This is a genomic window from Pseudomonas sp. 7-41 (assembly GCF_021233075.1).
Classification (GTDB): Bacteria; Pseudomonadota; Gammaproteobacteria; order Pseudomonadales; family Pseudomonadaceae; genus Aquipseudomonas; species Aquipseudomonas veronii.
Genome location: NZ_CP089551.1, coordinates 3,047,392 through 3,072,637 on the forward strand (window position 1 = coordinate 3,047,392; position 25,246 = coordinate 3,072,637).

22 protein-coding genes are annotated in these 25,246 nt (G+C 62.7%); 10 read left to right on the forward strand and 12 right to left on the reverse strand.

The features are described from left to right. Positions 1-33 precede the first annotated feature (33 nt). From ccoG to LQ249_RS13715, 3 genes are all read right to left on the reverse strand, one after another. On the reverse strand, positions 34-1,449 hold the full coding sequence (ccoG, locus tag LQ249_RS13705; protein WP_057005256.1) for a cytochrome c oxidase accessory protein CcoG: 1,416 nt from the start codon (positions 1,447-1,449) through the stop codon (positions 34-36). A 184-nt stretch (positions 1,450-1,633) separates the two neighbouring features. Next, positions 1,634-1,873 (reverse strand): DUF3203 family protein, encoded by a 240-nt coding sequence (locus LQ249_RS13710; protein ID WP_232566546.1) that lies wholly within the window; start codon positions 1,871-1,873, stop codon positions 1,634-1,636. Positions 1,874-1,886: 13 nt separating this feature from the next. Continuing rightward, positions 1,887-2,054, reverse strand: a complete 168-nt coding sequence (locus tag LQ249_RS13715; RefSeq protein WP_017848446.1) for a hypothetical protein — start codon at positions 2,052-2,054, stop codon at positions 1,887-1,889. A 205-nt stretch (positions 2,055-2,259) separates the two neighbouring features. Here LQ249_RS13715 and LQ249_RS13720 point away from each other — a divergent pair, with 205 nt between their 5' ends. The 4 genes from LQ249_RS13720 (at position 2,260) to LQ249_RS13735 (ending at position 11,193) form a co-directional block, all read left to right on the forward strand. After that, on the forward strand, positions 2,260-4,248 hold the full coding sequence (locus tag LQ249_RS13720) for an alpha-1,4-glucan--maltose-1-phosphate maltosyltransferase (RefSeq protein WP_046383200.1): 1,989 nt from the start codon (positions 2,260-2,262) through the stop codon (positions 4,246-4,248). Positions 4,249-4,393: 145 nt separating this feature from the next. Continuing rightward, a complete protein-coding gene (treS, locus tag LQ249_RS13725) occupies positions 4,394-7,741 on the forward strand; it encodes a maltose alpha-D-glucosyltransferase (protein WP_046383201.1) in 3,348 nt (1,115 codons plus the stop codon). Beyond that, positions 7,738-9,975 (forward strand): 1,4-alpha-glucan branching protein GlgB, encoded by a 2,238-nt coding sequence (glgB, locus tag LQ249_RS13730; protein WP_046383202.1) that lies wholly within the window; start codon positions 7,738-7,740, stop codon positions 9,973-9,975. The genes treS and glgB overlap by 4 nt, the downstream gene beginning before the upstream one ends. Positions 9,976-10,026: 51 nt before the next feature. Continuing rightward, positions 10,027-11,193, forward strand: coding sequence for a GGDEF domain-containing protein (locus tag LQ249_RS13735; RefSeq protein WP_108526611.1), 1,167 nt, complete (start codon positions 10,027-10,029; stop codon positions 11,191-11,193). Between the two features lie 3 nt (positions 11,194-11,196). On the opposite strand, the gene LQ249_RS13740 is transcribed toward LQ249_RS13735, so the two are convergent. The 3 genes from LQ249_RS13740 to LQ249_RS13750 form a co-directional block, all read right to left on the reverse strand. Continuing rightward, positions 11,197-13,383 (reverse strand): GAF domain-containing protein, encoded by a 2,187-nt coding sequence (locus tag LQ249_RS13740; RefSeq protein ID WP_232566547.1) that lies wholly within the window; start codon positions 13,381-13,383, stop codon positions 11,197-11,199. 158 nt (positions 13,384-13,541) lie between these two features. Further along, positions 13,542-14,396, reverse strand: coding sequence for a CAP domain-containing protein (locus LQ249_RS13745; RefSeq protein WP_017848452.1), 855 nt, complete (start codon positions 14,394-14,396; stop codon positions 13,542-13,544). A 193-nt stretch (positions 14,397-14,589) separates the two neighbouring features. Beyond that, complete coding sequence (locus tag LQ249_RS13750; RefSeq protein WP_057005259.1) at positions 14,590-15,792, reverse strand: MFS transporter; 1,203 nt, start codon at positions 15,790-15,792, stop codon at positions 14,590-14,592. 113 nt (positions 15,793-15,905) lie between these two features. Here LQ249_RS13750 and LQ249_RS13755 point away from each other — a divergent pair, with 113 nt between their 5' ends. Both LQ249_RS13755 and LQ249_RS13760 read left to right on the forward strand, forming a co-directional pair. After that, entirely contained in the window at positions 15,906-16,787 is an 882-nt protein-coding gene (locus LQ249_RS13755; protein ID WP_017848454.1) for a LysR family transcriptional regulator, read from the forward strand. Between the two features lie 136 nt (positions 16,788-16,923). After that, a complete protein-coding gene (locus LQ249_RS13760) occupies positions 16,924-17,601 on the forward strand; it encodes a GNAT family N-acetyltransferase (protein WP_108526614.1) in 678 nt (225 codons plus the stop codon). A gap of 10 nt (positions 17,602-17,611) precedes the next feature. On the opposite strand, the gene LQ249_RS13765 is transcribed toward LQ249_RS13760, so the two are convergent. Further along, complete coding sequence (locus LQ249_RS13765) at positions 17,612-18,223, reverse strand: TetR/AcrR family transcriptional regulator (RefSeq protein WP_046483623.1); 612 nt, start codon at positions 18,221-18,223, stop codon at positions 17,612-17,614. Positions 18,224-18,292: 69 nt separating this feature from the next. Between LQ249_RS13765 and LQ249_RS13770 the strand changes: the two genes are divergently transcribed. After that, entirely contained in the window at positions 18,293-18,892 is a 600-nt protein-coding gene (locus LQ249_RS13770) for an NAD(P)H-dependent oxidoreductase (RefSeq protein WP_017848457.1), read from the forward strand. Between the two features lie 73 nt (positions 18,893-18,965). Beyond that, positions 18,966-19,343, forward strand: coding sequence for a hypothetical protein (locus LQ249_RS13775; protein WP_126589031.1), 378 nt, complete (start codon positions 18,966-18,968; stop codon positions 19,341-19,343). Positions 19,344-19,410: 67 nt separating this feature from the next. Here LQ249_RS13775 and LQ249_RS13780 read toward each other — a convergent pair whose 3' ends face one another. The 3 genes from LQ249_RS13780 to LQ249_RS13790 all read right to left on the reverse strand — a co-directional run bounded on the left by LQ249_RS13780 (position 19,411) and on the right by LQ249_RS13790 (position 21,732). Beyond that, positions 19,411-19,797, reverse strand: coding sequence for a hypothetical protein (locus LQ249_RS13780; protein ID WP_046383210.1), 387 nt, complete (start codon positions 19,795-19,797; stop codon positions 19,411-19,413). Between the two features lie 32 nt (positions 19,798-19,829). Next, on the reverse strand, positions 19,830-21,086 hold the full coding sequence (gene aroA, locus LQ249_RS13785) for a 3-phosphoshikimate 1-carboxyvinyltransferase (RefSeq protein ID WP_017848460.1): 1,257 nt from the start codon (positions 21,084-21,086) through the stop codon (positions 19,830-19,832). A gap of 91 nt (positions 21,087-21,177) precedes the next feature. Beyond that, positions 21,178-21,732: a UPF0149 family protein gene (locus tag LQ249_RS13790; RefSeq protein ID WP_232566548.1), complete on the reverse strand. Its 555-nt coding sequence runs from the start codon at positions 21,730-21,732 to the stop codon at positions 21,178-21,180. Between the two features lie 205 nt (positions 21,733-21,937). Here LQ249_RS13790 and LQ249_RS13795 point away from each other — a divergent pair, with 205 nt between their 5' ends. Together LQ249_RS13795 and nudC are read left to right on the forward strand one after the other, a co-directional pair. After that, a complete protein-coding gene (locus LQ249_RS13795; RefSeq protein ID WP_017848462.1) occupies positions 21,938-22,750 on the forward strand; it encodes a crotonase/enoyl-CoA hydratase family protein in 813 nt (270 codons plus the stop codon). Between the two features lie 5 nt (positions 22,751-22,755). Beyond that, positions 22,756-23,589: an NAD(+) diphosphatase gene (gene nudC, locus LQ249_RS13800; RefSeq protein ID WP_017848463.1), complete on the forward strand. Its 834-nt coding sequence runs from the start codon at positions 22,756-22,758 to the stop codon at positions 23,587-23,589. Here the strand turns inward: nudC and LQ249_RS13805 are convergent. Together LQ249_RS13805 and pcsA are read right to left on the reverse strand one after the other, a co-directional pair. Then, positions 23,557-24,336 carry a TSUP family transporter gene (locus LQ249_RS13805; protein WP_046383211.1) on the reverse strand — a complete coding sequence of 260 codons (780 nt, stop codon included), beginning with the start codon at positions 24,334-24,336 and terminating at the stop codon, positions 23,557-23,559. The two genes, nudC and LQ249_RS13805, sit on opposite strands and share 33 nt — an antisense overlap. Positions 24,337-24,458: 122 nt before the next feature. Then, the gene (gene pcsA, locus LQ249_RS13810; protein ID WP_017848465.1) at positions 24,459-25,175 is read right to left on the reverse strand and encodes a phosphatidylcholine synthase; all 717 of its coding nucleotides are present in this window, start codon (positions 25,173-25,175) and stop codon (positions 24,459-24,461) included. Positions 25,176-25,246: the final 71 nt, after the last annotated feature.

Consider the following 25,246-nt stretch of genomic DNA (forward strand, 5'->3'; position numbering starts at 1 on the left):
CTGCCACATTTGATCTCTTATGCCGGCCAACCCTCAGCGGTTCAACGGTGCCACGAAACGGCTGTCGGCAGCGCTGTAGACCCATGGTTCGTCGACGTCGGTGACCTTGAAGCGCAGGATCTGCGAACTGCTCGTCGGCTTGTCCGCCAGCAACGCCACCGACACCGGCACGTCGCTGATTTCCCCCGGCGCCAGGCTGATCTGGGTCTTGCCTTGCAGCTGGAAGCCTTCGCCATCCAGCAGTTCCAGGCGGTAGTCCTGGGGTTGCTGGGTCTTGTTGATGACCTTGAGGCTGTAGATGTTTTCGATCAGGCCCTGGCTGTTTTCGCGGAACATGCCGCGGTCCTTGGTCACGTCCAGCGACACCATCGGCCGCTGCACCAGTGCCACGACCAACGCCGCGATCATCACCAGCAGCACCGCACTGTAGCCGATCAGGCGTGGCCTGAGCAGGTGGGTCTTGCCGCCTTGCAGTTGATGTTCGCTGGTGTAGCTCACCAGGCCGCGGGCGTAGCCCATTTTGTCCATGATCGAATCGCAGGCATCGATGCACGCCGCGCAGCCGATGCATTCCATTTGCAGGCCGTCGCGGATATCGATGCCGGTGGGGCACACTTGCACGCACAATTGGCAATCGATGCAGTCGCCGAGGCCGACGTCCGCCGGTTTGGCTTCACGCTTGCGCGGGCCGCGGTGTTCGCCACGGGCCGCATCGTAGGAGATGGTCAGCGTATCTTTGTCGAACATCACGCTCTGGAACCGCGCATACGGGCACATGTGCATGCACACCGCTTCGCGCAGCCAGCCGGCGTTGAGGTAAGTGGCGGCGGTGAAAAACACCACCCAGAACAGGCTCACGCCGCCCATCTGCCAGGTCAGCAGTTCGCTGGCCAGCGGGCGAATGGGTGTGAAGTAACCGACAAAGGTCAACCCGGTCAGCACGCTGATACTCAGCCACAGCGTATGTTTGGCCGAGCGCCGCGCCAGTTTGTTCAGGCTCCAGGGTGCCGCTTGCAGCTTGATACGCTGGTTGCGCTCGCCTTCGGTGACTTTTTCGCACCACATGAACAGCCAGGTGAACGAGCTTTGCGGGCAGGTGTAGCCGCACCACACCCGGCCGGCGAACACGGTGATCGCAAACAGGCCGAAGGCGCAGATGATCAACAGCGCCGACAGCAGGATGAAGTCCTGCGGCCAGAACGTGGCGCCGAATATGTGGAACTTGCTTTCGGCCAGGTCCCACAGTACGGCCTGGCGCCCGCCCCAGTTCAGCCACACCGTGCCGAAAAACGCCAGGAACAGAAAGCCTGCACCGGCCACGCGCAAGGTGCGGTACAGGCCGGTGAAGCTACGGGTATGGATCTGGTTATCGCTGGATTTGGCCGTCACCTTCTTCGGGGGCGCAGGCTCGTGGATTTCCACGGTTCGGACGGGGATCATTTCGCTCATGGTCCTTTGCTCATCAGCCTCCATCAGGCCGGTGAACTATGCTCGTCGTGCTGTTTGCATAACAGACTCAGGTGTGGCGATAAAAAGCGGATCAGATGCGCTGCAAAGGCCCTCCTGCGACAATGTGCTGCACCCCGTGGCGCCTGGGGCGCAGCTCGATTCAGCGTGTGCTGATACAGATCAATCAAATCACCGAATCACTGTCGCTGGCCTTCAGGTGTTTGCGCCCATCCTGGGCGCCGGCGACGGTCAGCGCGTCGGCCTCGACCTCGGTGATGTAGATCCGGTCGTCGTTCAGCGCCACAAAAGACATGGATTTTTCGCTGTCGGTACTGACGGTGACCTGGGACGCCGGCAGGCTTTGTTCCTGGCCGTTGTCATCGACCGTGAAGTAGCAGATCTGGTTTTCGATACGTATAGGCATGGTGAACTCCTTGTCATCGTCTGGTGATGGTGAGCGGGTAGCCTTGCGCCAACGGTTCCTCAACCCGCACGGGCGGGTCTTGCGGCGGTTCCTCCTCAGGAGGCGCAGCCGGTTCGGTGGGCGGCAGGGTCGGCTTGTCGATATTCGGATCGGGCGTTTGCGCGGGGATCGGGATATTCATCGGTATGGCCTCCTTTGTGCTTTGCTCTATCGGTGGACAGCCGCCCGGGGGAATTGATTCCCCCCGTCGATGGCGGCACATCCACCTGAACTTTTCACCCGGCCCCGGGCTCGGACCTTATGTGGCCCTGCTCAGGGAGAGCGGTGCCGTATCAGAATTCGGATCAAGCAAAGAGCGTCCACAGGGCGTAAGGGGAAGATGCTCGATGACTGCTGAAACACTGACTCCAGACGATTGTGTATTGCCGCTGTCCCAGGCGTTGTTGCTGCCTCGCATAGCGATTGAAAGCACCATGCCGGTGATCGACGGCGGCGAATTTGCGGTCAAGGCCGTGGTGGGCCAACGCATCAATGTCACCAGCAAGGTGTTCGCCGACGGCCACGACACGCTCGCGGTGCTGATCCGCTGGCGCGCCTTGCACGATGAAAGCTGGCACAGCGAGGTCATGGCCGATATCGGCAACGACGGTTGGGAGGGCGCGTTTACCGTCACCGCCCAAGGGCCCCATGAATATTGCATCGAAGCCTGGATCGATACCTTTGCCAGCTTCTGCTACGAACTGCGCAAGAAACATGAGGCTGGCGTGCCGGTCAGCCTTGAGTTGCAGGAAGGCCGCAGCCTGGTGCTGCTGGCCGCCGAGCGCAGTGACAGTGAGCTGCGCGAGCGCCTGATGCGCTTGCACCACGAGCTCTCCGGCCTGCTGGAAACCGAGCAGGTTGCGCTGTTCCTGCACGAAGACAGTGCGTACCTGATGACCCGGGCCGATCACCGCGCCTATTTGAGCATCAGTCCCGCGTACCCGCTCGACGTGGAGCGCGAGCGTGCGCAGTTTGCCAGTTGGTATGAGCTGTTTCCGCGCTCTATCACCGACCATCCAGCGCGTCACGGTACGTTCCTCGACGTGCATTCGCGGCTGTCGATGATCCATGACATGGGGTTCGACGTGCTGTACTTCCCGCCGATCCACCCCATCGGCCGCAGCCACCGTAAAGGCAAAAACAATGCCTTGAGGGCCGAGCAGCACGATCCGGGCAGCCCCTACGCGATCGGCAGCGAGGAGGGCGGCCACGACGCGATTCATCCGCAACTGGGCAGCCGCGATGATTTTCGGCGCCTGGTCAAGGCCGCCGCCGACCATGGCCTGGAAGTCGCCCTGGACTTCGCCATTCAGTGCTCCCAGGACCACCCGTGGCTCAAGCAGCACCCGGGCTGGTTCAACTGGCGCCCGGACGGCACGATCAAATACGCGGAAAACCCGCCGAAAAAGTACCAGGACATCGTCAACGTCGATTTCTACGCCGCCGATGCGATCCCCAGCCTATGGACTGAACTGCGTGACATCGTGCTCGCTTGGGTCGAGGAGGGCGTGAAGACATTCCGCGTCGATAACCCTCACACCAAGCCGCTGCCATTCTGGCAATGGCTGATCAGCGATGTGCGGTCCAAGTACCCGGAGGTGATCTTCCTCGCCGAAGCATTCACCACACCGGCGATGATGGCGCGCCTGGGCAAGGTCGGTTACTCCCAGAGCTACACCTATTTCACCTGGCGCAACACCAAGGCCGAGCTGAGCGAGTACCTGGCGCAATTGAACGAGTCGCCCTGGCGCGAGTGCTACCGGCCGAACTTCTTCGTCAACACCCCGGACATCAACCCCGCTTTCCTGCATGAGTCCGGGCGCCCGGGTTTCTTGATCCGCGCCGCGCTGGCGAGCATGGGCTCGGGGTTGTGGGGCATGTATTCCGGCTTCGAACTGTGCGAAGCCGCGCCGGTGCCGGGCAAGGAAGAGTACCAGGACTCGGAAAAATACGAGATCCGCCCGCGGGACTTCACCGCACCCGGCAACATCATCGCCGAGATCGCCCAACTCAACCGCATCCGCCGGCAAAACCCGGCATTGCACACGCATTTGGGGCTGACGCTCTACAACGCCTGGAACGAGAACATCCTGTACTTCGGCAAGCGCAGCGAAGACGGCAGCAATTTCATCCTGGTGGCGGTCAACCTCGACCCATTCAATGCCCAGGAAGCGCAATTCGAATTGCCGCTGTGGGAGCTGGGCTTGCCGGACGACGCCCACACCCAGGGCGAAGATTTGATGAACGGCCATCGCTGGACGTGGTACGGCAAGACCCAATGGATGCGGCTGGAGCCGCAGATGCCGTTCGGGATCTGGCGCATCACCACGTACTAAGGAGCGACATGTGGGCGGGGGCTAGCTCCCGAAAGCGCTATGCCAGCCAATGGATCAAGTGACTGTCCTGCCGCTATCGGGCGCAAGCCCCCGCGCATCGACCCGCTTCAGTCCGCAAGAATCCTCGAGTTTTCAGGAGTTTCCAATGGCGAAGAAACCCAAGGCTGCCACCTTTATCAAAGACCCGCTGTGGTACAAGGACGCGGTGATCTATCAGGTTCACGTCAAATCCTATTTCGACTCCAATAACGACGGCATCGGTGACTTTCCCGGGCTGATCGCCAAACTCGACTACATCGCCGACCTCGGTGTGAACACCATCTGGCTCCTGCCGTTCTACCCCTCGCCACGTCGCGACGACGGTTATGACATCGCCGAGTACCGCGGCGTGCACAGCGACTACGGGACCATGGCCGACGCCCGGCGCTTTATCGCCGAAGCCCACCAACGCGGGCTGCGGGTGATCACCGAACTGGTGATCAACCACACCTCCGACCAGCACCCGTGGTTTCAGCGCGCACGCAAGGCCAAGCCCGGTTCGGCGGCGCGGGACTTCTACGTGTGGTCCGACGACGATCAGAAGTACGACGGCACGCGCGTCATCTTCCTCGATACCGAGAAGTCCAACTGGACCTGGGACCCGGTGGCCGGCCAGTACTTCTGGCACCGTTTCTATTCGCACCAGCCCGACCTCAACTTCGACAATCCGCAAGTGATGAAAGCCGTGCTGTCGGTGATGCGCTTCTGGCTCGACATGGGCATCGACGGCCTGCGCCTGGACGCGATCCCGTACCTGATCGAGCGCGACGGCACCAACAACGAAAACCTGCCGGAGACCCACGACGTCCTCAAGCAGATCCGCGCCGAGATCGACGCTCATTACCCCGACCGCATGCTGCTGGCCGAAGCCAACCAGTGGCCGGAAGACACGCAGATGTACTTCGGTGACAAAAAGGGCGACGACGGCGATGAATGCCACATGGCCTTTCACTTCCCGCTGATGCCGCGCATGTACATGGCGTTGGCCCAGGAGGACCGTTTCCCGATCACCGACATCCTGCGCCAGACCCCGGAAATCCCGGCCAATTGCCAATGGGCGATCTTCCTGCGCAACCACGATGAACTGACCCTGGAAATGGTCACCGACAAAGAACGCGACTACCTGTGGAACTACTACGCCGCCGACCGTCGCGCGCGGATCAACCTGGGCATTCGCCGGCGCCTGGCGCCGCTGATGGAGCGTGACCGGCGTCGCGTCGAACTGCTCAACAGCCTGCTGTTGTCGATGCCGGGCACGCCGACCCTGTATTACGGCGATGAAATCGGCATGGGCGACAACATCTACCTGGGCGACCGCGACGGCGTGCGAACGCCGATGCAGTGGTCCATCGACCGCAACGGCGGCTTTTCCCGCGCCGACCCGGCCAGCCTGGTGCTGCCGCCGATCATGGACGCGCAATACGGCTATCAGTCGGTCAACGTCGAAACCCAGGCCCAGGACCCGCATTCGCTGCTGAACTGGACCCGCCGCATGCTCGCGGTGCGCAAGCAGTCCAAGGCTTTCGGCCGCGGCAGCTTGAAGATGCTCTCGCCGAGCAACCGGCGCATCCTCGCCTATACCCGTGAATTCACCGGGGACGACGGCCGCACCGAGATCATCCTGTGCGTGGCCAACGTCTCGCGCAGCGCCCAGGCGGCCGAGTTGGACCTCTCGGCCTTCGCCGGCATGGTGCCGGTGGAGATGCTCGGCGGTAATGCGTTCCCGCCCATCGGCCAGTTGAATTTCCTGCTGACCCTGGCGCCGTATGGCTTCTATTGGTTCGTGCTGGCGGCGGAAAACCAGATGCCCAGCTGGCATGTGGAACCGGTGCAAAGCATGCCGGACTTCACCACCCTGGTTCTGAAAAAACGCATGGAGGAGCTGCTCGACGCACCGTGTCGCGCCGTCCTGGAGCACACCTCGCTGCCGGCCTGGCTGCCCAAGCGCCGCTGGTTCGCCGGCAAGGACACGGCCATCGACAGCGTGCATATCGCTTACGGCGTGCGGTTCGGCGACCTGCAGCACCCGGTGCTGCTCAGCGAAATCGAGGTGAGCGCCGGGGGGCAGGTCAGCCGTTACCAGTTGCCGTTCGGCTTTCTCGGCGAAGACCAGTTCACCAGCGCCTTGCCGCAACAACTGGCCCTGGCCCGTGTGCGGCGCGTGCGTCAGGTGGGGTTGGTGACCGATGCGTTCAGCCTGGAACACTTTATCCGCGCGGTGATCCAGGCCTTGCAGGCCGGCACCGTGTTGAACAGCAGCGAGGGCGAGCTGCGCTTTGAAGCCACGCCGCAGCTGGCCAGGCTGCCGCTGACCGATGAGTCGCCCGTGCGCTACCTGGCTGCCGAGCAGTCCAACAGCTCGGTGGTGGTGGGCGAGAGCCTGGTGCTCAAGTTGATCCGCAAGGTCAGCGCCGGGGTCCATCCGGAGCTGGAGATGAGCGCCTACCTGACCGCAGCCGGTTACCCGAACATTTCGCCGTTGCTCGGTTCGATGATTCGGCGTGACGGCCAAGGCCAGGACAACCTGTTGATGATTGCCCAGGGCTACCTGAGCAACCAGGGCGACGCCTGGGGCTGGACCCAGAACAACCTGGAGCGCGCGATCCGCGACGAACAGGCCGAAGCGATGTCCGAACAGGAGCAGCATTACAACGCCTTGGGCGAGCTGGCCGACTTTGCCGCTTTGCTCGGGCAGCGCCTGGGTGAAATGCACGGCGTGCTGGCGGCGCCGACGGCCAACCCAGACTTCCAAGCCGAAGTCACCACCGCCAAGGATGCCGAGGCCTGGGCCAAGGACATCGCGGCGCAGATCGAGCGCGCCCTGCAATTGCTCAAACTGCATCAAAACCAATTGAACCCGGCCGATCAGGCGCGGGTCAGTGAATTGTTGGAGCAGAAAAAAGCCATCGGCGCTCAGGTCCGGGCGTTGGCGCAGGCCACGTTGGGCGGCTTGCGCATTCGCGTCCACGGTGACTTGCACCTGGGCCAGGTGCTGGTAGTGAAAGGCGACGCCTACCTGATCGACTTTGAAGGGGAACCGGCGCGGCCGCTGCACGAACGGCGCGGCAAGCACAGCCCCTATAAAGACGTCAGCGGCGTGCTGCGTTCGTTTGATTACGCGGCGGCCATGGCCCTGAATGTGCAAGGTGTGGACCACTCACCCGCAGCGGACGCGGCGCGCCAGCGTGTGACCGAGCGCTACCTGATTGAGGCGCGTCTGGCATTTATCAAGGCTTATCACGCGGCGACGGCTACACTGGCGCATGACTGGCAGGATGCCAAAGGCCAGGACGCAGCGCTGACCTTGTTCAGCCTGGAAAAGGCCGCGTATGAAGTGGCTTATGAAGCGGAAAACCGCCCGACCTGGCTGCCGGTGCCCTTGCAGGGTTTACACGGTTTGCTCAGCGGGCTCATACCTGGATCGAAATCTGTACGCGGTGGGGAGACGTCATGAGTTTTACGAATAAAGAACCGCTGCAGCCGAAACTGACAGCAATGCCGGCGTCCAACGACGTCGAAGCGCTGGTGCGCGCCGAACACCATGATCCGTTCTCGATTCTCGGGCCCCATGATGACGAGCAGGGTGGCCAGTTTGTCCGTGCGTTCCTGCCCGAGGCCTTGAGTGTCCAGCTGCTGAGTCGCGACACTGGCGAGCCGATCGGCAGCCTCGACGCGACCCAGGTGCCGGGTCTGTTTATCGGGCATTTCAGCAGTCGCCAGGCCTACCTGTTGAAGATCCAATGGGCCGGTGGCGAACAGATCACCGAAGACCCTTACAGTTTCCAGCAACTGCTGCTGGGGGAAATGGACCTGTACCTGTTTGCCGAAGGCAATCACCGTGACCTCAGCAGCTGCCTGGGCGCCCAGTTGACCACGGTCGATGGCGTGCAGGGCGTGCGGTTTGCCGTGTGGGCACCGAACGCCCGGCGCGTGTCGGTGGTCGGTGACTTCAATATCTGGGACGGCCGCCGCCACCCGATGCGCCTGCGCCATCCGGCCGGTGTGTGGGAGATCTTTATCCCACGCTTGCAAGCGGGCGCGGCCTACAAATACGAGATTCTCGGGGCCCACGGCATTTTGCCGCTCAAGGCCGACCCGATGGCCCTGGCCACCCAGATGCCGCCCGACACGGCATCGAAAGTCGCGTCGCCGTTGCAGGTCGACTGGCAGGATCACACGTGGATGCAGGCGCGTGCGCAAAAGCAGAAGCCCACGGCGCCGCTGTCGATTTATGAGTTGCACCTGGGCTCCTGGCAGTGCGAACTGGACGAGGCCGGTGAGGTTTCGCGCCAGTACGGCTGGGGTGAACTGGCCGAGCGGCTGATTCCGTATGTGCAACAGCTGGGCTTTACCCATATCGAGCTGATGCCGATCATGGAACACCCGTTCGGCGGCTCCTGGGGCTATCAAGCGTTGTCCCAGTTCGCGCCGACTGCGCGCTTCGGTTCGCCGCAGGCATTCGCCGAGTTCGTCAATGCCTGTCACCAGGCCGACATCGGCGTGATCCTCGACTGGGTGCCAGCGCATTTTCCCACCGATGCCCACGGCCTCGCGCAATTCGATGGCACGGCGTTGTACGAATACGCCAACCCGCTGGAAGGCTTCCACCAGGATTGGGACACGCTGATCTACAACCTGGGTCGCACCGAAGTACATGGCTTTATGCTGGCCTCGGCGCTGCATTGGCTCAAACACTTCCACGTCGATGGCCTGCGCGTCGATGCCGTGGCCTCGATGCTGTATCGCGACTATTCGCGCAAGGCCGGCGAATGGGTGCCCAACCGCCATGGCGGCCGCGAGAACCTCGAAGCCATCGACTTCCTGCGGCACTTGAACGACGTGGTCGCCCTCGAAGCCCCCGGCGCGCTGGTGATCGCCGAAGAATCCACGGCCTGGCCGGGCGTCAGCCAGCCAACCCAACAGGGCGGCCTGGGCTTCAACTACAAGTGGAACATGGGCTGGATGAACGATTCCCTGCATTACATCCAGCAAGACCCGGTGTACCGCGCCCACCATCACAATGAACTGAGTTTTGGCCTGGTGTATGCCTGGTCCGAGCGTTTCATCCTGCCGATCTCCCACGATGAAGTGGTCCACGGCAAGCACTCGCTGATCGACAAGATGCCCGGCGACCGCTGGCAGAAATTCGCCAACCTGCGCGCCTACCTGAGTTTCATGTGGACGCACCCGGGCAAGAAGCTGCTGTTCATGGGCTGCGAGTTTGGCCAATGGCGCGAGTGGAACCACGACCAGCAACTGGACTGGTACCTGCTGCAATACCCCGAACACCGTGGGGTGCAGAAACTGGTGAGTGACTTGAATCGCCTGTACCGCGAGGAACCGGCCCTGTATGAACAGGACGACGCGCCCCAGGGCTTCCAGTGGCTGATCGGCGACGATGCGATCAACAGCGTCTACGCCTGGCTGCGCTGGAGCAAGGACGGCAGACCGGTGCTGGTGGTGGCCAACTTCACCCCGGTGCCCCGTGAAGCCTACAAGGTCGGCGTACCGTTCGCCGGGCGTTGGAGCGAGGTGATCAACAGTGATGCGGACACGTATGCCGGTTCGAATTATGGCAATGGCGGAGGGGTCTTCACCGAGGATGAACCGCATCATGGTCAACCGGTATCGCTGTCGTTGAATCTGCCGCCATTGGGCGTGCTGATTTTGCGTCCGCAAGACAGTTAACGGCGCTAAGGTGCTGGCGTCTATTGTCCGCGCTAGTGGCAGGGTGCCACAATGGCACCTTTGTCGCGGCAGTCGAATCAGGCGGTTTTCATGAATGGCCTTGGGCATGAGCAAGACCAGGATTGCGTTATTGAGGAGCAGGTGCGAACCGACCGTTTGCATCAGCTGTTTCGTCAGTCATTTGCCGCCATTTTCGGCAGCTATCTCGCGGCGGCGATGCTTTGCTGGCTGTGTTGGGACCGTTTTGACCACCAGGTCATGCAGGTATGGCTGGCGGTGCTGGCGGCGTCATCGTTGCTGCGGGTGAAAATGTTCCTCGAATGGTTTCGCAGCCCCTACAGCGAGCGCACGCCGGAACGCTGGGAGCGCCGTTACTGGCTCACCTTGATACTGTCCGCGAGCATCTGGGGCGCCGGTGCCTTTGCAGTCATGCCCAGCGACGACCGGATGTCCCAAGTACTGGTGATGTTGTTTACCGTGGGCATGTCCGTCAGCGCTGTCTCGTGCTATTCGGCCTATCGCTACATGACCATGGTGTCCATGGGCCTGGTGTTGCTGCCGTGTACGCTGTGGCTGCTGTTTCAGCCGTCGTCGATGCAGGTCGGCGTGGCGATTGCGGTGCTGGTGTTTTCCTCGTTTGTGGTCAGTGCCACGCGCAAGTTGTCCGGCGCCCTGGAAAAAGCCTTCCGCCTGACCAGGCAGATGGAACGCGCCCACACTATTTCCGCGCGCGCCGCACAGACCGATGAACTCACCGGGCTGATGAACCGTCGCGCGTTTTTCGAACATGCACAATTGCTGTACGCGCAGTGCCGCCTCAACCGGCAGCCGCTGTGTGCGTTGATGATCGACATGGACCACTTCAAGCAAATCAACGACACCTATGGCCACCAGGCCGGCGACCAGGTATTGCGGCAGATCGGCGGAGTGATCACCGCGTCGTTTCGCCAGGCCGATGTGTACGGTCGCCTGGGGGGCGAGGAGTTTGCGGTGTTGCTGCCCAATACCTCGCTGGAAACCGCCCGGGGTATCGCTGAGCAGTTGATCAAGGCCATCTCCTGCATGGCTTCCGAACCTGTGCAGGGCATGACCGCCAGTCTCGGCGTGGCGTCGACCTGCACCTTGGATGGCGACCTGCACGCGTTGATGAACACCGCCGACAAGGCGCTGTACCGCGCCAAGGCCCTCGGCCGCAATCAAGTGGTCGTGGCGGAGTAGGGCTCAGTCCTTGAACATGGCCTTGGCCAGCACCCGCGCCACCTGGTCGGCGGAGTAGGGCTTGGCGAGAAACTCGAACCCTTCGTAGCCGCTTTCCGCGAGTTCTTCGCTGTAGCCGGAGGTGAGCACCACCGGCAGGTCGGCGCGACGTTGGCGCAGGAGCTTGGCCATCGCCACGCCGGTCATGCCCGGCATCACCACGTCGGAGAAAATCGCGTCGAAAGCCGCGGCATCCGGACCGGCCAGCGCCAGCGCCTGTTCGGCATTGGTCGCCCAGGTGGTCTGGTAACCGAGGTCCTGGAGGATCTGGTTGGCGAAACGGCCTACGTCCAGGTTGTCTTCCACGATCAGGATATTGCGCAGGCTCGTGTCGTGGGGCGGTGCCGGGTCACTAGGGGAGGGCTCGTGGCGGGCGTCCTCCGGCTCGACCTCGGGCAGATACAGGGTAAACACCGTGCCCTGGCCAAGACAGCTGGCCACGTCGACATTGCCACCGGACTGCTTGGCGAAGCCGAACACCTGTGACAACCCCAGGCCCGTGCCTTTGCCCACGGCCTTGGTGGTAAAGAACGGCTCGAAAATGCGCTCGAACGTTTCCCCCGGAATGCCGCTGCCGGTGTCGGCCAGGGCCACCGTGACAAACGGCTGGCAGGCTTGGGCATCGCCCCGGATGCGCGGCATCGCGTCCACCGTGCCCACGCGCAGGGTCAAGGTGCCCTGGCCGTCCATGGCATCGCGGGCGTTGAGTGCGATATTGATCAGCGCGGTTTCGAACTGGCTCGAGTCGACCCGGACATGGCACGGCCGCTCGGGCAATTGAACCTGCACATGAATGCGCGCACCGGTGACACTCTCGAGCATCTCGCCAATGTCCTTGACCCGCTGCGCCACATCGAAGACTTCCGGGTTCAGCGGTTGGCGGCGCGCGAACGCAAGCAACTGGCTGGTCAACTTGCTGGCGCGCTCGACGGTGTCCGACACTGCGCGCATGTAGCGTTGGCGCCGTTCTTCGGGCAGCCCGGGCTGACGCAAAAAGTCCACCGACGAACGAATGATGGTCAGCAGGTTGTTGAAGTCATGGGCCACGCCGCCGGTCAATTGGCCGATGGCTTCGAGTTTCTGCGATTGACGCAACGCCGCTTCGGCCTGGGCCAGCGCAGCGGTGCGTTCTTCCACGCGCTGCTCGAGGGTGGCGTTCAATTCGGTAAAGGCCGCCAACCCTTCGCGCACGGCGGCATCGGCGCGCACCCGTTCGATGTGCGCCCAGGACCGTTCGGTGACTTCGGCCAACAGCGCCAGGTCATACGGCGACCAGGTCCGCTCTGCTGTGCTGTGAACCGCCATCAAGGCCGTAAGGCGACCGTGTTTGATCAGTGGTATGCAGATCGTGGCGGTGATGCCCAGGGCCTGGAACGCCGCGGCTTCCTGTGCGGGCAGTTCAAGCCGGTTGTTGCCGATCACCAGCGGCTCACCGGCCCGCAGGCACTTGACCGCGGTTTGCCCGAAGGCCTGCAGGCGGTAGTGGCCGACGATGCTGGGCGAGCCGGGAGCCGTCCAGTTGTCACGGATGGTGAAGCCGTCTTCATCGGCGTCCATATCGGCGTAGGCGCAGATGGACACTTGCAGGTGCTGCGCCAGCAGGTGCGTGGTGGCGGTCATGATGGCTTCGGCATCGGTGGCATTGGCGACCGTGCTGCCGATGGTATCCAGCACCGCAAGGCGGCGCGAAAGGAACACCGTTGCGGTGGTTTCGGTCACGGTGTCGAGCATGCCGACGACGTGGCCCCGCGGGTCGCGGATCGGGCTATAGCAGAACGTGAAGTACGCTTGTTCCGGCGCCGCGCCGCGTTCGATCACCAGCGGGAAGTTTTCGATATAGGTCGCATGGCCCTGGAAAGCCGCATCGGCGATGGGGCTGATGTCGTCCCAGACCTCGCTCCAGATCTCGCTGAACGGACGCCCCAGGGCATAGGGTTTATTGCCCAGTATCGGAATGAACGCGTCGTTATAGAGGGTCGTCAATTGAGGCCCCCACACGATGGCTTGGGGGAAACTTGAAGCAAAGCACAGCGCCACGGTGGTCTTGAGCACATCCGGCCAGTGTTCCAGCGGACCCAGGGGCGTACTGGCCCAGTCGTGCTGGCGTACCCGCTCGGCCATGTCGCTGCTGCTTTGCAGCCAATTCATCATCGGGTGAACACCTTGTTTGCCACGGTCTGTTTGGATGCCTGATGCGTCAGGCCAATAAGCAACAGACAGAAATGATTGCTGCCGGTTCAGCGCAATTATCCATGAGATGGCACTTTGATGCTTCACCCGCTGGGATAGATCTCATCGCGGGTGTTCACTTACTGTTGTGTTCCGAACACCGCTGTCCAATAAATGCCTGCATCGCTCTTCGGGTCCATGGCGTAGGCGGCGCCCACTTCACGGAATTGCGGGTTCATCAGGTTGGCGCAATGGCCGGGGCTGGCGAGCCAGCCGTCCACCACTTTGCGCGGGGTGTCGAGGCCGGCCGCGATGTTTTCGCCGATGTTCTTCGCGCTGTACCCGGCCAGCTCGGCACGGTCGCCCGGGGTGCGGCCATCGTGGTCCAGATGGTCGAAGAAATTGCCGTTGGCCATGTTGCGTGTGTGGCTGTTGGCGGCACTGGCCAAGGTGTCGTTCCACGACAGTGGCGTGGTCGCGGTGAACGCCTGGGGACCGCATTGGCGCGGTTGTGTGCGGGCGGCGTTGATCAGGTTCAGCAATTGCCTGCCTTCGGTCTGCCAATCGCCCAGGCCGCTGGACAGCAGTGGGCGGGCGAGCACGATGCGCCAGTCCTGGCCGCTGTTGCTCACGCCGATGTCGACGAATTGCGGGTCCAGCACCACGCGGCAGAAACTCTCGCGCACGGCTTTCATGGCCGCCTGGGCATCCTTGGGCCCGGACAGGCTGATTGCCTGCACGTTGACCATCGGGTACGCCGCGCGGGCCAGAGCCTGCTGCAAGTCGCCGACATTACTGGCCGGCAGCACCAGGCGCGTATCGCTGGCCAGCGGTGGCAGTTCCTGGGAACCTTGGTCGCCGCAGCGTTGCACCTGGCTGCGGTAAGCGTTGATCTGTTGCACCAACTGACTTTCTTCATTCGCCATCGCGCTGGCGCAGAACACCAGGCTGGCGGCCAGCGTCGTCAGACCCATCATCAATGACAGCACGCGCATGGACGTTACCCTTGAACTTGAAAGTGCCCATGATGCGCGATGTAGGGGCGTCCATGCACCCGTTGGTCCGAACTTTTTTCCTCGGGTTTTGAATGCCGGATGTTCACGGCCCTGGTCATACAAGGCAAACGCCACCACCCGCCGCGCCGGCATGGCGAGGCTGATCAACCCGTCATGAGCGAGGATATTCGGCTCACGCCAGCTGACGCGCGGGCTGCCGCCGCCATGCCATGGCGCTGGCGAGCAGGATCAAAGCGAATGCCGCGGTAAAGGTTGCGTGCAGACCGTCAGCCACGGATTGCGGCGTGGCGTGGGTGACATCGGGAGTGGTCCAGGCAAACATCGCGCCCAATGCCGACGCACCGAAAATCAGCCCCAGGTTGCGTGACAGGTTCAGCAGGCCTGAGATCGTGCCTCGGCGTGCCGCATCGGCTTCGCTCATCACCGCAGTGTTGTTGGCGGCCTGGAACAGGCTGTAGCCCGCCGTCAGCGTAATCAGTGAGGCAAGATAAGTGACCAGCCCGGACGCCAGGCACAGCGACAGGGCGCCACTGCCGCAGACAGCCAGCCCCACGAGTGTCATGACGTGGCTGCCAAAGCGTTCGCTCAGACGACCGGCCGGAATGCCGGTGAGCGCCGCGACACCAGGGCCGACGGCCATTGCCAGGCCCATCCCGGCCGGATCGAGCCCAAGCCCTCGGGACAAGTAGAACGGCCCGACGACAAAGGTGGCCATGATCACCGCCGACACCAACGCACTCATCACCAGGCCGGCGCGCAACGAGGTCGACTGCAATAAGCGCCAAACGCCACCGCCGCCGACCAGTGGCGCGGGTGGCTGATCCACCGGCAAGTAGCGCCAGGCGAGGGCGGCCGCGAGCAAGCCCAGCGGCATCCCCACCAGAAACAGCGCGCGCCAGCCCCACACACTGAGCAACAGGCCGCCCACGCCGGGGCCCATGGCGGTACCGACGGCTGACATCGTGCCGAGCAAGCCCATGACACGCGCAATGCGCGCTTGGGGGACGGTGTCGCCGACCATCGCTAACGTCATCGCCATCATGATCGCCGCGCCCAAACCTTGCAGGCTGCGCGCTGCAATCAGCCACCGCAGGCCAGACGCGACACCGCATAGCCCGCCGGCCAAGGCGAACAGCAGCAAGCCGGCGATCAACAGCCGCCGTCGCCCCAGCCGATCGCCCAGGCGCCCGGCATTGACGATGACTGCCGTGATCGCCAGCAGGTAGGTGAGCACCACCCATTGCGTCGCGTGAAAGGATGCATTGAAGGCCTGCGCGAGGCTGGGCAGGCCGACATTGGCGATGCTGGTGCCAAGGGCGGCCAGCAACATGGACAGGCACAGGCTGACAAGACCGCCACGGGAAGAGGTATGCATGGAAGATTCCTTGAATGAACGAAACTGTCGTAAATCTACGGCGTGGCCTAACATGGCGGAAGACGCATGAGTTGCACTAAATACCTGCATATGACGCCTGCCATGGAGCGCTGATGCCCGATCTCAATTTGCTGATCACCCTGGATGTATTGCTCGCCGAAGGCAGTGTCGCCCGTGCGGCCAAGCGCCTGCGGTTGAGCCCTTCGGCCATGAGCCGGGCGTTGGCGCGCTTGCGTGCGACCACCGGCGACCCGTTGCTGGTCCGCGCTGGCCGTGGCCTGGTGCCGACGCCCCGGGCGTTGGCACTGCGCGAACAGGTCAGCCAACTGGTGCAGGGCGCCCAGGCGGTGTTGCGCCCGGCACAGGCGCTGGAGATGGCCCACGTGGTCCGCACCTTCACCCTGCGAACCAGCGAGGAGTTTGTCGAAGGCTTCGGTTCGGCGTTGCTCGCCCGTCTCGCCGAGGACGCGCCCGGCGTGCGCCTGCGCTTCGTCAGCAAGACCGACAAGGACACTGCGCAACTGCGCGAGGGCCGCGTCGACCTGGACATCGGCGTGGTCGACCCCACGGCCAGCCCTGAAGTGCTGACCCAGGCGCTGTTTCGCGATCGCCTGATCGGCGTGGTGCGCAGCGGCCATCCCCTGAGCCAAGGCGAGATCAGCGCTGCACGGTTTGCCGAGGGCCGACACCTCTACGTATCGCGGCGCGGCCAGGACCGCGGCCAGATCGACGACGTCCTCGAAGCCCAGGGCCTGACGCGGCAGATCGGCAGCATCGTCGCCAGCTTTTCCAGCGCCATCGCCCTGGCACGCAACACCGACCTGATTGCCTCGGTGCCCGAGCGCTATACCCCAGACCGGCGCGACCTGTTCTGTTTTGCGCTGCCGGTGGCGTTACCCGCGTTTACCGTGGCAATGCTCTGGCACCCACGGTTGGACGCCGATCTGGCCCATCGTTGGTTGCGCGGGTGTTTGCGCGAGGTGTGCGGACGATGACAGTGCGGCCCGTCCCCGGGGCGATGTGCATGCGAGCCGCCAGGCGTGCAGAGCGTGGCGGGTATGCCTATCGATCCCGAACCTGCTGCAACAGGTACAATCCCATCTGCCTTGACGCGAAACTCCAGGAATTTGCATGTTCAGCCTTACCCGCTACACCACGCCGTGCCCCGAACCGATCAACAGCCAGATCCTGCAGATGGTGGTCGACAACCTCACCGACATCAGCAGCGTCGCGCTGCCGCCGAGTAACCTGCTCTACAACATTTACCAATATGCCATCGGCTTTGAGGTGCATTTGTACCTGCAGGCGCTGGACGGGTCGAAGGGGATCGCGGTCGAACTGATCGTCGCGACGTCTGCGCAAGACCCGGAAAAAGTCATTGGGTTTTTGCTGTACTTGCCGGTCAAGGACGACCCAGAAGCCTGCGGTGTGGCGTTCATGGCCGTACAGGCAGGCAGCCGGCGCCAGGGCGTGGCGCGGGGCATGATGCAAGAGGTGCTGGTACGTTACCCTCACGCCGAACTGGCCTGCGCCGTGGACAAAGTGCCGGCCTTCGCGGCGATGGGCTTTCAGGTGCGCGGCGCGCGCGGCACGCAGGTGCTGATGAACACCCGCGCCTACGCCACCGATGGCTTGATGGGCGTGCTGGATGTGGCCGCTATCTATAGCTCATTGGAAGTGCGGCAGATTCATACCTACCTGCTGCAAAAACATGGCAAGCGCGCCATGGTGGATGCCGAGAAGCAACGCGACCGGCACCTGGATCAACTGGCGCACAAGGTCCGCTTGTTTGTGCAGGGGCGAGGCTGAAAAACGCCTCTCAACGGGCGCTGTGCGCCCCGCGATTGACCATTGCCAGAATGGTCGCCAGCAACTCCTGTTGCGCCTCTTCACGGCTGAGCTCACCGCTGGCCGCCGCATGAGACAAGGCCTCCGCCGCCCCGAGCATGGCCCGCAGCCCCGCCTGGGACACGCTGCCGCCCGGCGCGAAGGGGGCCATGACGTCGCGGCACTTATCGAGAAAGAGTGCTTCGTACTTGCGCTTGAGGCTTTCCAACTCCGGTGAGCTGCTCAGCGCGGCGATCACCCCCGGAATTTCCCGGCCCTGCAACAACACGCAGTCGACATAGGATGAGGCGATCACCCACGCGCGATCTTCCAGGGTCGGGCTGCTGGCTTCGAGGGCGTCGGCAAGCACCTGATTCTGGCGCCCATCGAAATCCTCATACAACGCCGCCAGCAACCCCGCGCGGGTAACGAAATGGTCATAGACCACCGGCTTGGTCACGCCCGCTCGTTCCGCCAGGTGGCCGAGGGTCAGGGCTTCGGTGCCTTCTTCACGCACCAGTTGCCAGGCCACGTCCAACAATTGGCGCAGACGATCTTCACGCGACAGCCGACGACGTGGGGCAGGGGATTCACTGCTTGACATGCTTATATACCAAAAGTAACTTACCAAAGGTAACTTAAGCCCAGCATAAACCCAATGGGAGTCACTGTCATGCACGCACTGATCGTTGTTGCTCATCACGACCCGCAATCCCTCACCCACAGCCTCGCCGCGCAAGTCGCCGCCGGGCTGAGCGCGTCTGGCCATACGTTCGAAATCGCCGACCTTGCCGCCGAAGGCTTCGACCCGCGCTACAACGCTGCCGACCAGCGCGTACATCGCACCCGCGCCGAACCGCCGGCTGACGTCGCCGCCGAACAAGCCCGCATCGACCGCGCCGACGCCCTGGTCTTGGTGTTCCCCATTTACTGGTGGTCGCTGCCAGGCCTGCTCAAGGGGTGGATCGACCGCGTGTTCGTCAACGGCTGGGCGATCGACTACGGCCCCGACACTCCGGTGGTGAAGAAACTGCGGCACTTGCAGGTTCACCTGCTGGCCCTCGGTGCTGCCGATCAAAGCGCGTTTGAGCGCCATGGTTATGCCAAGGCCATGCACACGCAGATCGATTACGGGATCTTCGATTACTGTGGCGCGCAGGTGCTGACGTCAGCGTTGCTGCTGGAGTCGGAAAGCGGCCAGGTGCAGGTGCATCTGGATCACGCCAAGGCAGTGGGCCAGGGTCTGTTCGAAACCGAGACGGTCGCCGGATGATTTCGTTGCGAGCAGGGAACCAGAAACCGTTGGACAACCAATCAAGGCGTTCACAATCACTGGAGATTTGATAATGACTTCAATTTCTGCTGCATCTGGATCCGCACTGATTGCTCCTCCCATTGACACATCCCAGGAAAAACCCACACAAGATCAAGTGAGACAAGAGCAGGAAAACAATGCGAACCAAGACAGTCCGTATCCAAATCTATCGAATGGCGACCTGCAAAACTTGACCTTTGATCAACACAATACGCTCGATAAATATCCCAATATGAACTTTCAGCAAGTGGTGGATGCACATGGGAAAGAGTTTCCAAATATATCGCCTAGAGAAGTTCAAGATTTGAACTCCGAGCAAGTGGACAGGCTTATCAAGTATCCCACTATGTCTTACCAAGACGTGCTTAATGGGCATGGCGTGAAAGGCGGCGATAATTTCATCTGGTAACTACGTTAGTTGCGGCACGCCTCAGGCCTGGAGCAGCAGCTTGGTGGCGATGCACTGAAAGGACCGACTAGAGTCCAAGCAGGTCATGTGCATCCAGCAGCCGGTAGGCAATCTCCGGTCGTTTCTCCAGGCCTCGGCGAATCGCCGCCGGGATCGATTGCCGGGTCTTGCGGCACAGCCCGGGCAGTTCGTCGATGACGATCTGAATCCCGCGCATGCTCTTGACCTCGGTGTGCCCCGGCGCGACCTGCACGCGGATACCCAATAGCGCGTACATGCGCTGCTGCATGTGTTCGAGGTCTTGCAGGCTTTGCAGGTCTTCCAGGCGTTCGATCAGGCGTTTTTCTTCCTGGCGCGTCAGGTTGAGGATGCGCAGGTCGGCGCCTGGGGTTTGCAGCAGCTGTTCGCGGTCACAGACACAGGCGCCGGGCGGGCAGGGTTGGCGAATGTTCATGATCAAGCCCTCCCCATCTCGACGTCGCGGACTCAGTAGCGCAGGGCGACACCCAGGCTGCCCAGTGCCTTCCAGTAGTCAGGATAGGTCTTGGCCACGCAGTCCGGGTCCTGAATACGAATACCCGAGACCTTCAGCCCGGCCAGGGCGAAACACATGGCGATGCGGTGATCGGCGTGGGTGTCGATCAGTGCAGTGCAGGCCGTGCCTGCCAGTGCCGGATCGCTGGCCACCAGCAGGTCATCGCCTTCGATGCGGGCCAGGCCTGGGCGGATCTGGTTGAGGCCGTCGTGCAGCGCCTGCACGCGATCACATTCCTTGACCCGCAGGTTGGCCAGTTCGGTGAAGCGCACCGGGCTGTTGTTGAACGCGGCCAGTACGGCAAGCGTCGGGATCGCGTCCTGCATTTGCGAACCCACCACTGTGGCCTGCATGTTCGGGAACTGCGCGATCAGCGCCTGGGCCTTGGCGTCCGGCTGGGTGAAGTCGTGTGCGGCGACACCGATATCGATGTGCCCGCCGGTCAGCACTTCAGCCGCCCACAGATAGGTGGCGGCGGAGGCGTCCGGTTCGATCAGGTAGTCATGGGCGGTGTAGCCGCTGGGAGCGACGCGCCAGGTGGTGTCGTCGACCACCTCGACCTGCGCGCCGAATGCACGCATGCAGTCGAGGGTCAGGTCCACATAGCCGCGGGCGCCGATGTCCTTGCCGGTCAGCGCCACTTCAATCGGCGCTGCGCCGCAGGCCGCGAGCATCAGCAAGGCCGATACATATTGGCTGGACAGACCACCGTCGATCTCAAAGCGCTTGGCCTGGACCTTGCCCACGCCATGCACGGTAACCGGCGGGCAACCGGTCGGGCTGTCGACCTGGATGCCGTTCTGGCCGAGGGTGGCGAGCAGCGGGCCGATCGGGCGTTTGCGCATGTAGTCGTCGCCGTCCAGCACCACGGTGCCTTGCACGGTGGCGACGGCGGCGGTGAGAAAACGCATCGCGGTACCGGCATTGCCGAGGAACAGCGGCTGCGCAGGCAATTGCAGCTGGCCTTGGCCCGTGACCACGAAGGTGGTGTCGTCCGGCTCGTCGATGATCACGCCCATCTGGCGCAGGGCCACCGACATGTGCCGGGTGTCATCGCTCTTCAACGCGCCGCTGAGGCGGCTGGTGCCCTTGGCCAGGGCGGCGAGCAACAGCGCGCGGTTGGTAATGGATTTGGAGCCGGGGGGCGCGACCTTGCCATTGAGGGGGAAAGTGGGCGGTGTAACGGTCACGGTTTTCTGCGAACTCAAGGTACAAGGCTCCTGATTCAAGGCAAGGTGGCACGGAGTGGCCGACGGGCGGACCCGAATAATCGGGCATAGACGTCACGCTTGTCGAGGCTTAGCGCTGGGCGAGCGAGTAATCATGCAGCGCCCGCGCCGCCGGTTCGATCTCGCTGACGCGCTGCTGATGCGCCTGTACATCGAGGTCCGCCGGCAGTTCGAAGTTGTCCTGTTCGGCGCACCAGGAGATTTTCTCCAGCAGTGCGGCCTGTTCGGCGGGCAGTTCAGGCCAGTTGCCGATAGCGGCGCCACGGATATAGCCAAAGCACCATTCTTCGGCGAGGGGCAGGGTCTGGCCCTGATGCTCCGTGTCGTCGAAGCGCGCCCGGAAACCTTTGGCGTCGGTGGCCAGTTGGGCGGCGCGGGCGTTCATGTGGCGAACGCACAGTTCGAGGAACTGCTTGGCTTCTTCGGCACTTTCCCACTGCGGGTTCTGCCCGCCCCAGATCGCCGGGAACCACTCGGCGATATCCACCGGTGCCGGGCTGGACACCAGTGCGCAGAAGTAACCATCGAGTTCGGCGAGGTTCAGCACCGAGTGGTCGTCACCGTACTTGAGCAGGGTTTCTTCGATCAGGTCGAAATCGGCGGGGGCCAGAGGTTGGGTGAGCATGGGGCGTATCCTTTAAACGTCGAGCGCCGCTGCGGCAGCGGCTTAAAGCGCGAAGGATGGCGCCTGAGGCGGTTTTTATCCAGCCTTTTCCAAGGCCGACGGCCCGTCCCGGATGAATTTTAGCAGTCCCGTTTTTGGCTGATGCGCCGTGGCTCACCCTTGTTATAGTTCGGCTCTTATTACTCGCCAGTCAGGGATCACTGCCATGTCCGAATACCAAGCCTTCGTCGTCGAGCTCATTGGCAGCGTTGCCCATGTGCAGATCAACCGCCCGGAAAAGATCAACGCCATGAACGCGGCGTTCTGGACCGAGATCATCGATATCTTCCGCTGGGTCGACGACACCGACGCCGTGCGCGCCGTGGTGCTCAGCGGTGCCGGCAAACATTTCTCGTCCGGCATCGACCTGATGATGCTGGCCTCGGTGGCCAATGATTTTGGCAAGGACGTGGGCCGTAATGCACGCCTGTTGCGGCGCAAGATCCTCGAACTGCAAGCCTCGTTCAACGCCGTCGACACCTGCCGCAAGCCGGTGTTGGCCGCGATCCAGGGCTACTGCATCGGCGGTGCCATCGACCTGATCAGCGCCTGCGACATGCGTTACGCCGCCGAGGACGCGCAGTTTTCCATCAAGGAAATCGACATCGGCATGGCGGCCGACGTCGGCACCCTGCAGCGCCTGCCGCGCATCATCGGCGATGGCATGCTGCGCGAGCTGGCCTACACCGGTCGCCAGTTCGGCGCCGAGGAAGCGCGCAGCATCGGCCTGGTCAATCGCGTGTATCCCGATCAGGAAAGCCTGTTGGCCGGCGTACTGGACATCGCCCGGGAAATCGCCGCCAAATCGCCGATTGCCGTGACCGGCACCAAGGCCATGATCAGCTACATGCGTGACCATACAGTCAATGACGGTCTGGAATACGTTGCCACCTGGAACGCGGCTATGTTGCAATCCAACGACTTGCGCGTGGCCATCGCGGCCCATATGAGCAAGCAGAAACCCGAATTCGTGGATTGACTGATATGACCCCAGGCTGGATTACCACCACACTGCTGGACAACCAAACCCCCGGCGGCTGGGCCGTCGCGCGCAGCCGCGAGGGTTTTTTACACGACACCAATGGCGCGCTGTTCCCGCGGGAATGGCTCAAGCGCCAGGACCTGGCGGTGTTCGCCGAACACGGTATCGGCCATCTTGACGGCGAGCCGGTGTACCTGCTCGAACTCAATGCCGCCAGCGACGTGCCTGGATGCAGTTGGCAAGGCCTGCGCGGCTTCATGCTGCAAGGCGATCACCGGCTGTACAAAGTGCTGGCCTATGCCGCGCAGATCGGCACCTGGGCGCGGGAACACCGTTTTTGTGGCAGTTGCGGCCAGGCCATGGTCCAGGTGCCTCGGGAGCGGGCGATGTTCTGCGAGGCTTGTGACCTGCGCAGCTACCCGCGCATCTCGCCGAGCATGATTGTGCTGGTGACCCGTGGCGACGAGATCCTGCTGGCGCGGTCGCCGCGCTTTGTCCCCGGGGTCTACAGCACGCTGGCGGGGTTTGCCGAGCCGGGTGAGTCGGCCGAAGACTGCCTGATCCGCGAAGTTCACGAAGAAGTGCAGCTGGAAGTCCGCAATATCCAGTACGTGGGCAGCCAGTGCTGGCCGTTTCCCCATTCGATGATGCTGGGCTTCCATGCCGAGTACGCCGGTGGCGATATCGTGCCCCAGGCCGATGAGATCGAGGACGCGCAGTGGTTCAACATCCACGACTTGCCGCCGTTGCCGGCGTCACGCTCGATTGCGCGTTACCTGATCGACCTCTACGTGGCCCGCCGCTTAGGCCACGCTGAACCAGTGCTGCCAGGCTAGGCGCACCGTCAGGCCGAGGACCACGGTGATAAACACCGGGCGAATGAATTTGGCGCCGCCGCTGATTGCGCTGCGTGCGCCAAAGAACGCGCCCACCATCACCGACACGCCCATGGCCAGCCCGACGATCCAGTCCACCGAACCGTTGATGATAAACACCGACAGCGCCGCCGCGTTGCTGACGAAGTTCATGCTGCGCGCCACGCCGCTGGCTTTGACCAGGTCGATGGGGTGCAGCAGCATCGTGCTCACCGTCCAGAACGCGCCGGTGCCGGGGCCGGCCACGCCGTCGTAGAAGCCCAGGCCGAAGCCTTGGGTGGCCTGCCATTTCTTCTTGATCGGTGCGTCGCCCTCCAGCGGCGCCTTGGGCGTGCCGCCGAACAACAGGTACAGGCCACAACCGAAGACGATCACCGGGAGCATCTTGTTCAGGGTTTCGGCGGGCAGGTAGTGGGCGACGATGGCGCCGGCCAGGGCGCCGATAAACGTACCGACGATGGCATGTACCCACTGGCGCGGGTGAAACAGCTTGCGTCGGTAAAAGGTGAAACTGGCGGTGGCCGAGCCGAAGGTGGAGCTGAGTTTGTTGGTGCCCAGTACCAAATGGGGCGGCATGCCGGCGGTGAGCAGGGCCGGGGTGGTGAGCAAGCCGCCACCGCCGGCGATGGCGTCGATGAAGCCGGCGATGAACGCAACGACGGCCAGGATGGCGAGGGTAGTGAGGTCTACGCTGAGTTCGAAGGGCATGGGCAGGGCTTATGGTTGGCAGGGCGCTATGCGAAAGGCGGCCATCTTACCTGCCCGATGTACGCAAATCCAAATGTGGGAGGGCGCAAGCCTCCTCCCACATTCAAACGGTGCCGGCCTGGCTATTTGTGGGTGCCCAGCCACTCCAGCGCGGTGCGCCAGATGCAGATCCCGAGGAAGTACGCCGACATCAGCGACCACAACCCAAACGTCCACGGGTTGGTGTTCGGGTAATCCACCACCATCAAGAAGCTGCACAGCAACCAGAGCGTGGTCACCGCGATGTTGATCGGCATGAACCGCTTGACCCGGAACGGGTGCAGGAACTTCATCGGCGTCACGGTCAGCAGCGCCAGGCCAATCACCGTGAGCAACGTCACCCACGCGTCGGGCTGGATGATATACACGCAGAGGGCCACCACGTTCCAGGCGGCGGGGAAGCCGACGAAGTAGTTGTCCTTGCTTTTCATGTTCACGTTGCAGAAGCAGAACAGCGACGACACCAGGATCACCGACACCGTGAACAGGTGGGTAAAGTCCGGCAGGTCGATATAGCGGTAGATAAACAGTGCCGGGATAAACACATAGGTCAGGTAATCGATCACCAGGTCCAGCACCGAGCCGTCAAAGCTGGGCAGTACCGTGCTGACATTCACGCGGCGGGCCAGGGAACCGTCGACGCCATCGACCACCAGTGCCAGGCCCAGCCACAGCAGGCACGCCTTGGGTGAGTTCTCCAGCAAGGCCAGCGTGGCCAGGAAGGCCAACACCACTCCGGTGGCAGTGAAGCCGTGGGCGCCCCAGGCTTTCAGTCTGGCTACATGCAGGGTCGATATCACGGGCGGTTCTCCAAAGGGTGAAACGGGGCAGCCGACGCTGTGGCAGCGTCGAGTCTGGCCAGGGGATGCAG

What these genes read in the sequence shown, in the direction of transcription:
- ccoG (WP_057005256.1), bottom strand. Translation starts at nt 1,449, where the DNA reads ATGAGCGAAATGATCCCCGTCCGAACCGTGGAAATCCACGAGCCTGCG.
- LQ249_RS13710 (WP_232566546.1), bottom strand. Translation starts at nt 1,873, where the DNA reads ATGCCTATACGTATCGAAAACCAGATCTGCTACTTCACGGTCGATGAC.
- LQ249_RS13715 (WP_017848446.1), bottom strand. Translation starts at nt 2,054, where the DNA reads ATGAATATCCCGATCCCCGCGCAAACGCCCGATCCGAATATCGACAAG.
- LQ249_RS13720 (WP_046383200.1), top strand. Translation starts at nt 2,260, where the DNA reads ATGACTGCTGAAACACTGACTCCAGACGATTGTGTATTGCCGCTGTCC.
- treS (WP_046383201.1), top strand. Translation starts at nt 4,394, where the DNA reads ATGGCGAAGAAACCCAAGGCTGCCACCTTTATCAAAGACCCGCTGTGG.
- glgB (WP_046383202.1), top strand. Translation starts at nt 7,738, where the DNA reads ATGAGTTTTACGAATAAAGAACCGCTGCAGCCGAAACTGACAGCAATG.
- LQ249_RS13735 (WP_108526611.1), top strand. Translation starts at nt 10,027, where the DNA reads ATGGCACCTTTGTCGCGGCAGTCGAATCAGGCGGTTTTCATGAATGGC.
- LQ249_RS13740 (WP_232566547.1), bottom strand. Translation starts at nt 13,383, where the DNA reads ATGATGAATTGGCTGCAAAGCAGCAGCGACATGGCCGAGCGGGTACGC.
- LQ249_RS13745 (WP_017848452.1), bottom strand. Translation starts at nt 14,396, where the DNA reads ATGCGCGTGCTGTCATTGATGATGGGTCTGACGACGCTGGCCGCCAGC.
- LQ249_RS13750 (WP_057005259.1), bottom strand. Translation starts at nt 15,792, where the DNA reads ATGCATACCTCTTCCCGTGGCGGTCTTGTCAGCCTGTGCCTGTCCATG.
- LQ249_RS13755 (WP_017848454.1), top strand. Translation starts at nt 15,906, where the DNA reads ATGCCCGATCTCAATTTGCTGATCACCCTGGATGTATTGCTCGCCGAA.
- LQ249_RS13760 (WP_108526614.1), top strand. Translation starts at nt 16,924, where the DNA reads ATGTTCAGCCTTACCCGCTACACCACGCCGTGCCCCGAACCGATCAAC.
- LQ249_RS13765 (WP_046483623.1), bottom strand. Translation starts at nt 18,223, where the DNA reads ATGTCAAGCAGTGAATCCCCTGCCCCACGTCGTCGGCTGTCGCGTGAA.
- LQ249_RS13770 (WP_017848457.1), top strand. Translation starts at nt 18,293, where the DNA reads ATGCACGCACTGATCGTTGTTGCTCATCACGACCCGCAATCCCTCACC.
- LQ249_RS13775 (WP_126589031.1), top strand. Translation starts at nt 18,966, where the DNA reads ATGACTTCAATTTCTGCTGCATCTGGATCCGCACTGATTGCTCCTCCC.
- LQ249_RS13780 (WP_046383210.1), bottom strand. Translation starts at nt 19,797, where the DNA reads ATGAACATTCGCCAACCCTGCCCGCCCGGCGCCTGTGTCTGTGACCGC.
- LQ249_RS13790 (WP_232566548.1), bottom strand. Translation starts at nt 21,732, where the DNA reads ATGCTCACCCAACCTCTGGCCCCCGCCGATTTCGACCTGATCGAAGAA.
- LQ249_RS13795 (WP_017848462.1), top strand. Translation starts at nt 21,938, where the DNA reads ATGTCCGAATACCAAGCCTTCGTCGTCGAGCTCATTGGCAGCGTTGCC.
- nudC (WP_017848463.1), top strand. Translation starts at nt 22,756, where the DNA reads ATGACCCCAGGCTGGATTACCACCACACTGCTGGACAACCAAACCCCC.
- LQ249_RS13805 (WP_046383211.1), bottom strand. Translation starts at nt 24,336, where the DNA reads ATGCCCTTCGAACTCAGCGTAGACCTCACTACCCTCGCCATCCTGGCC.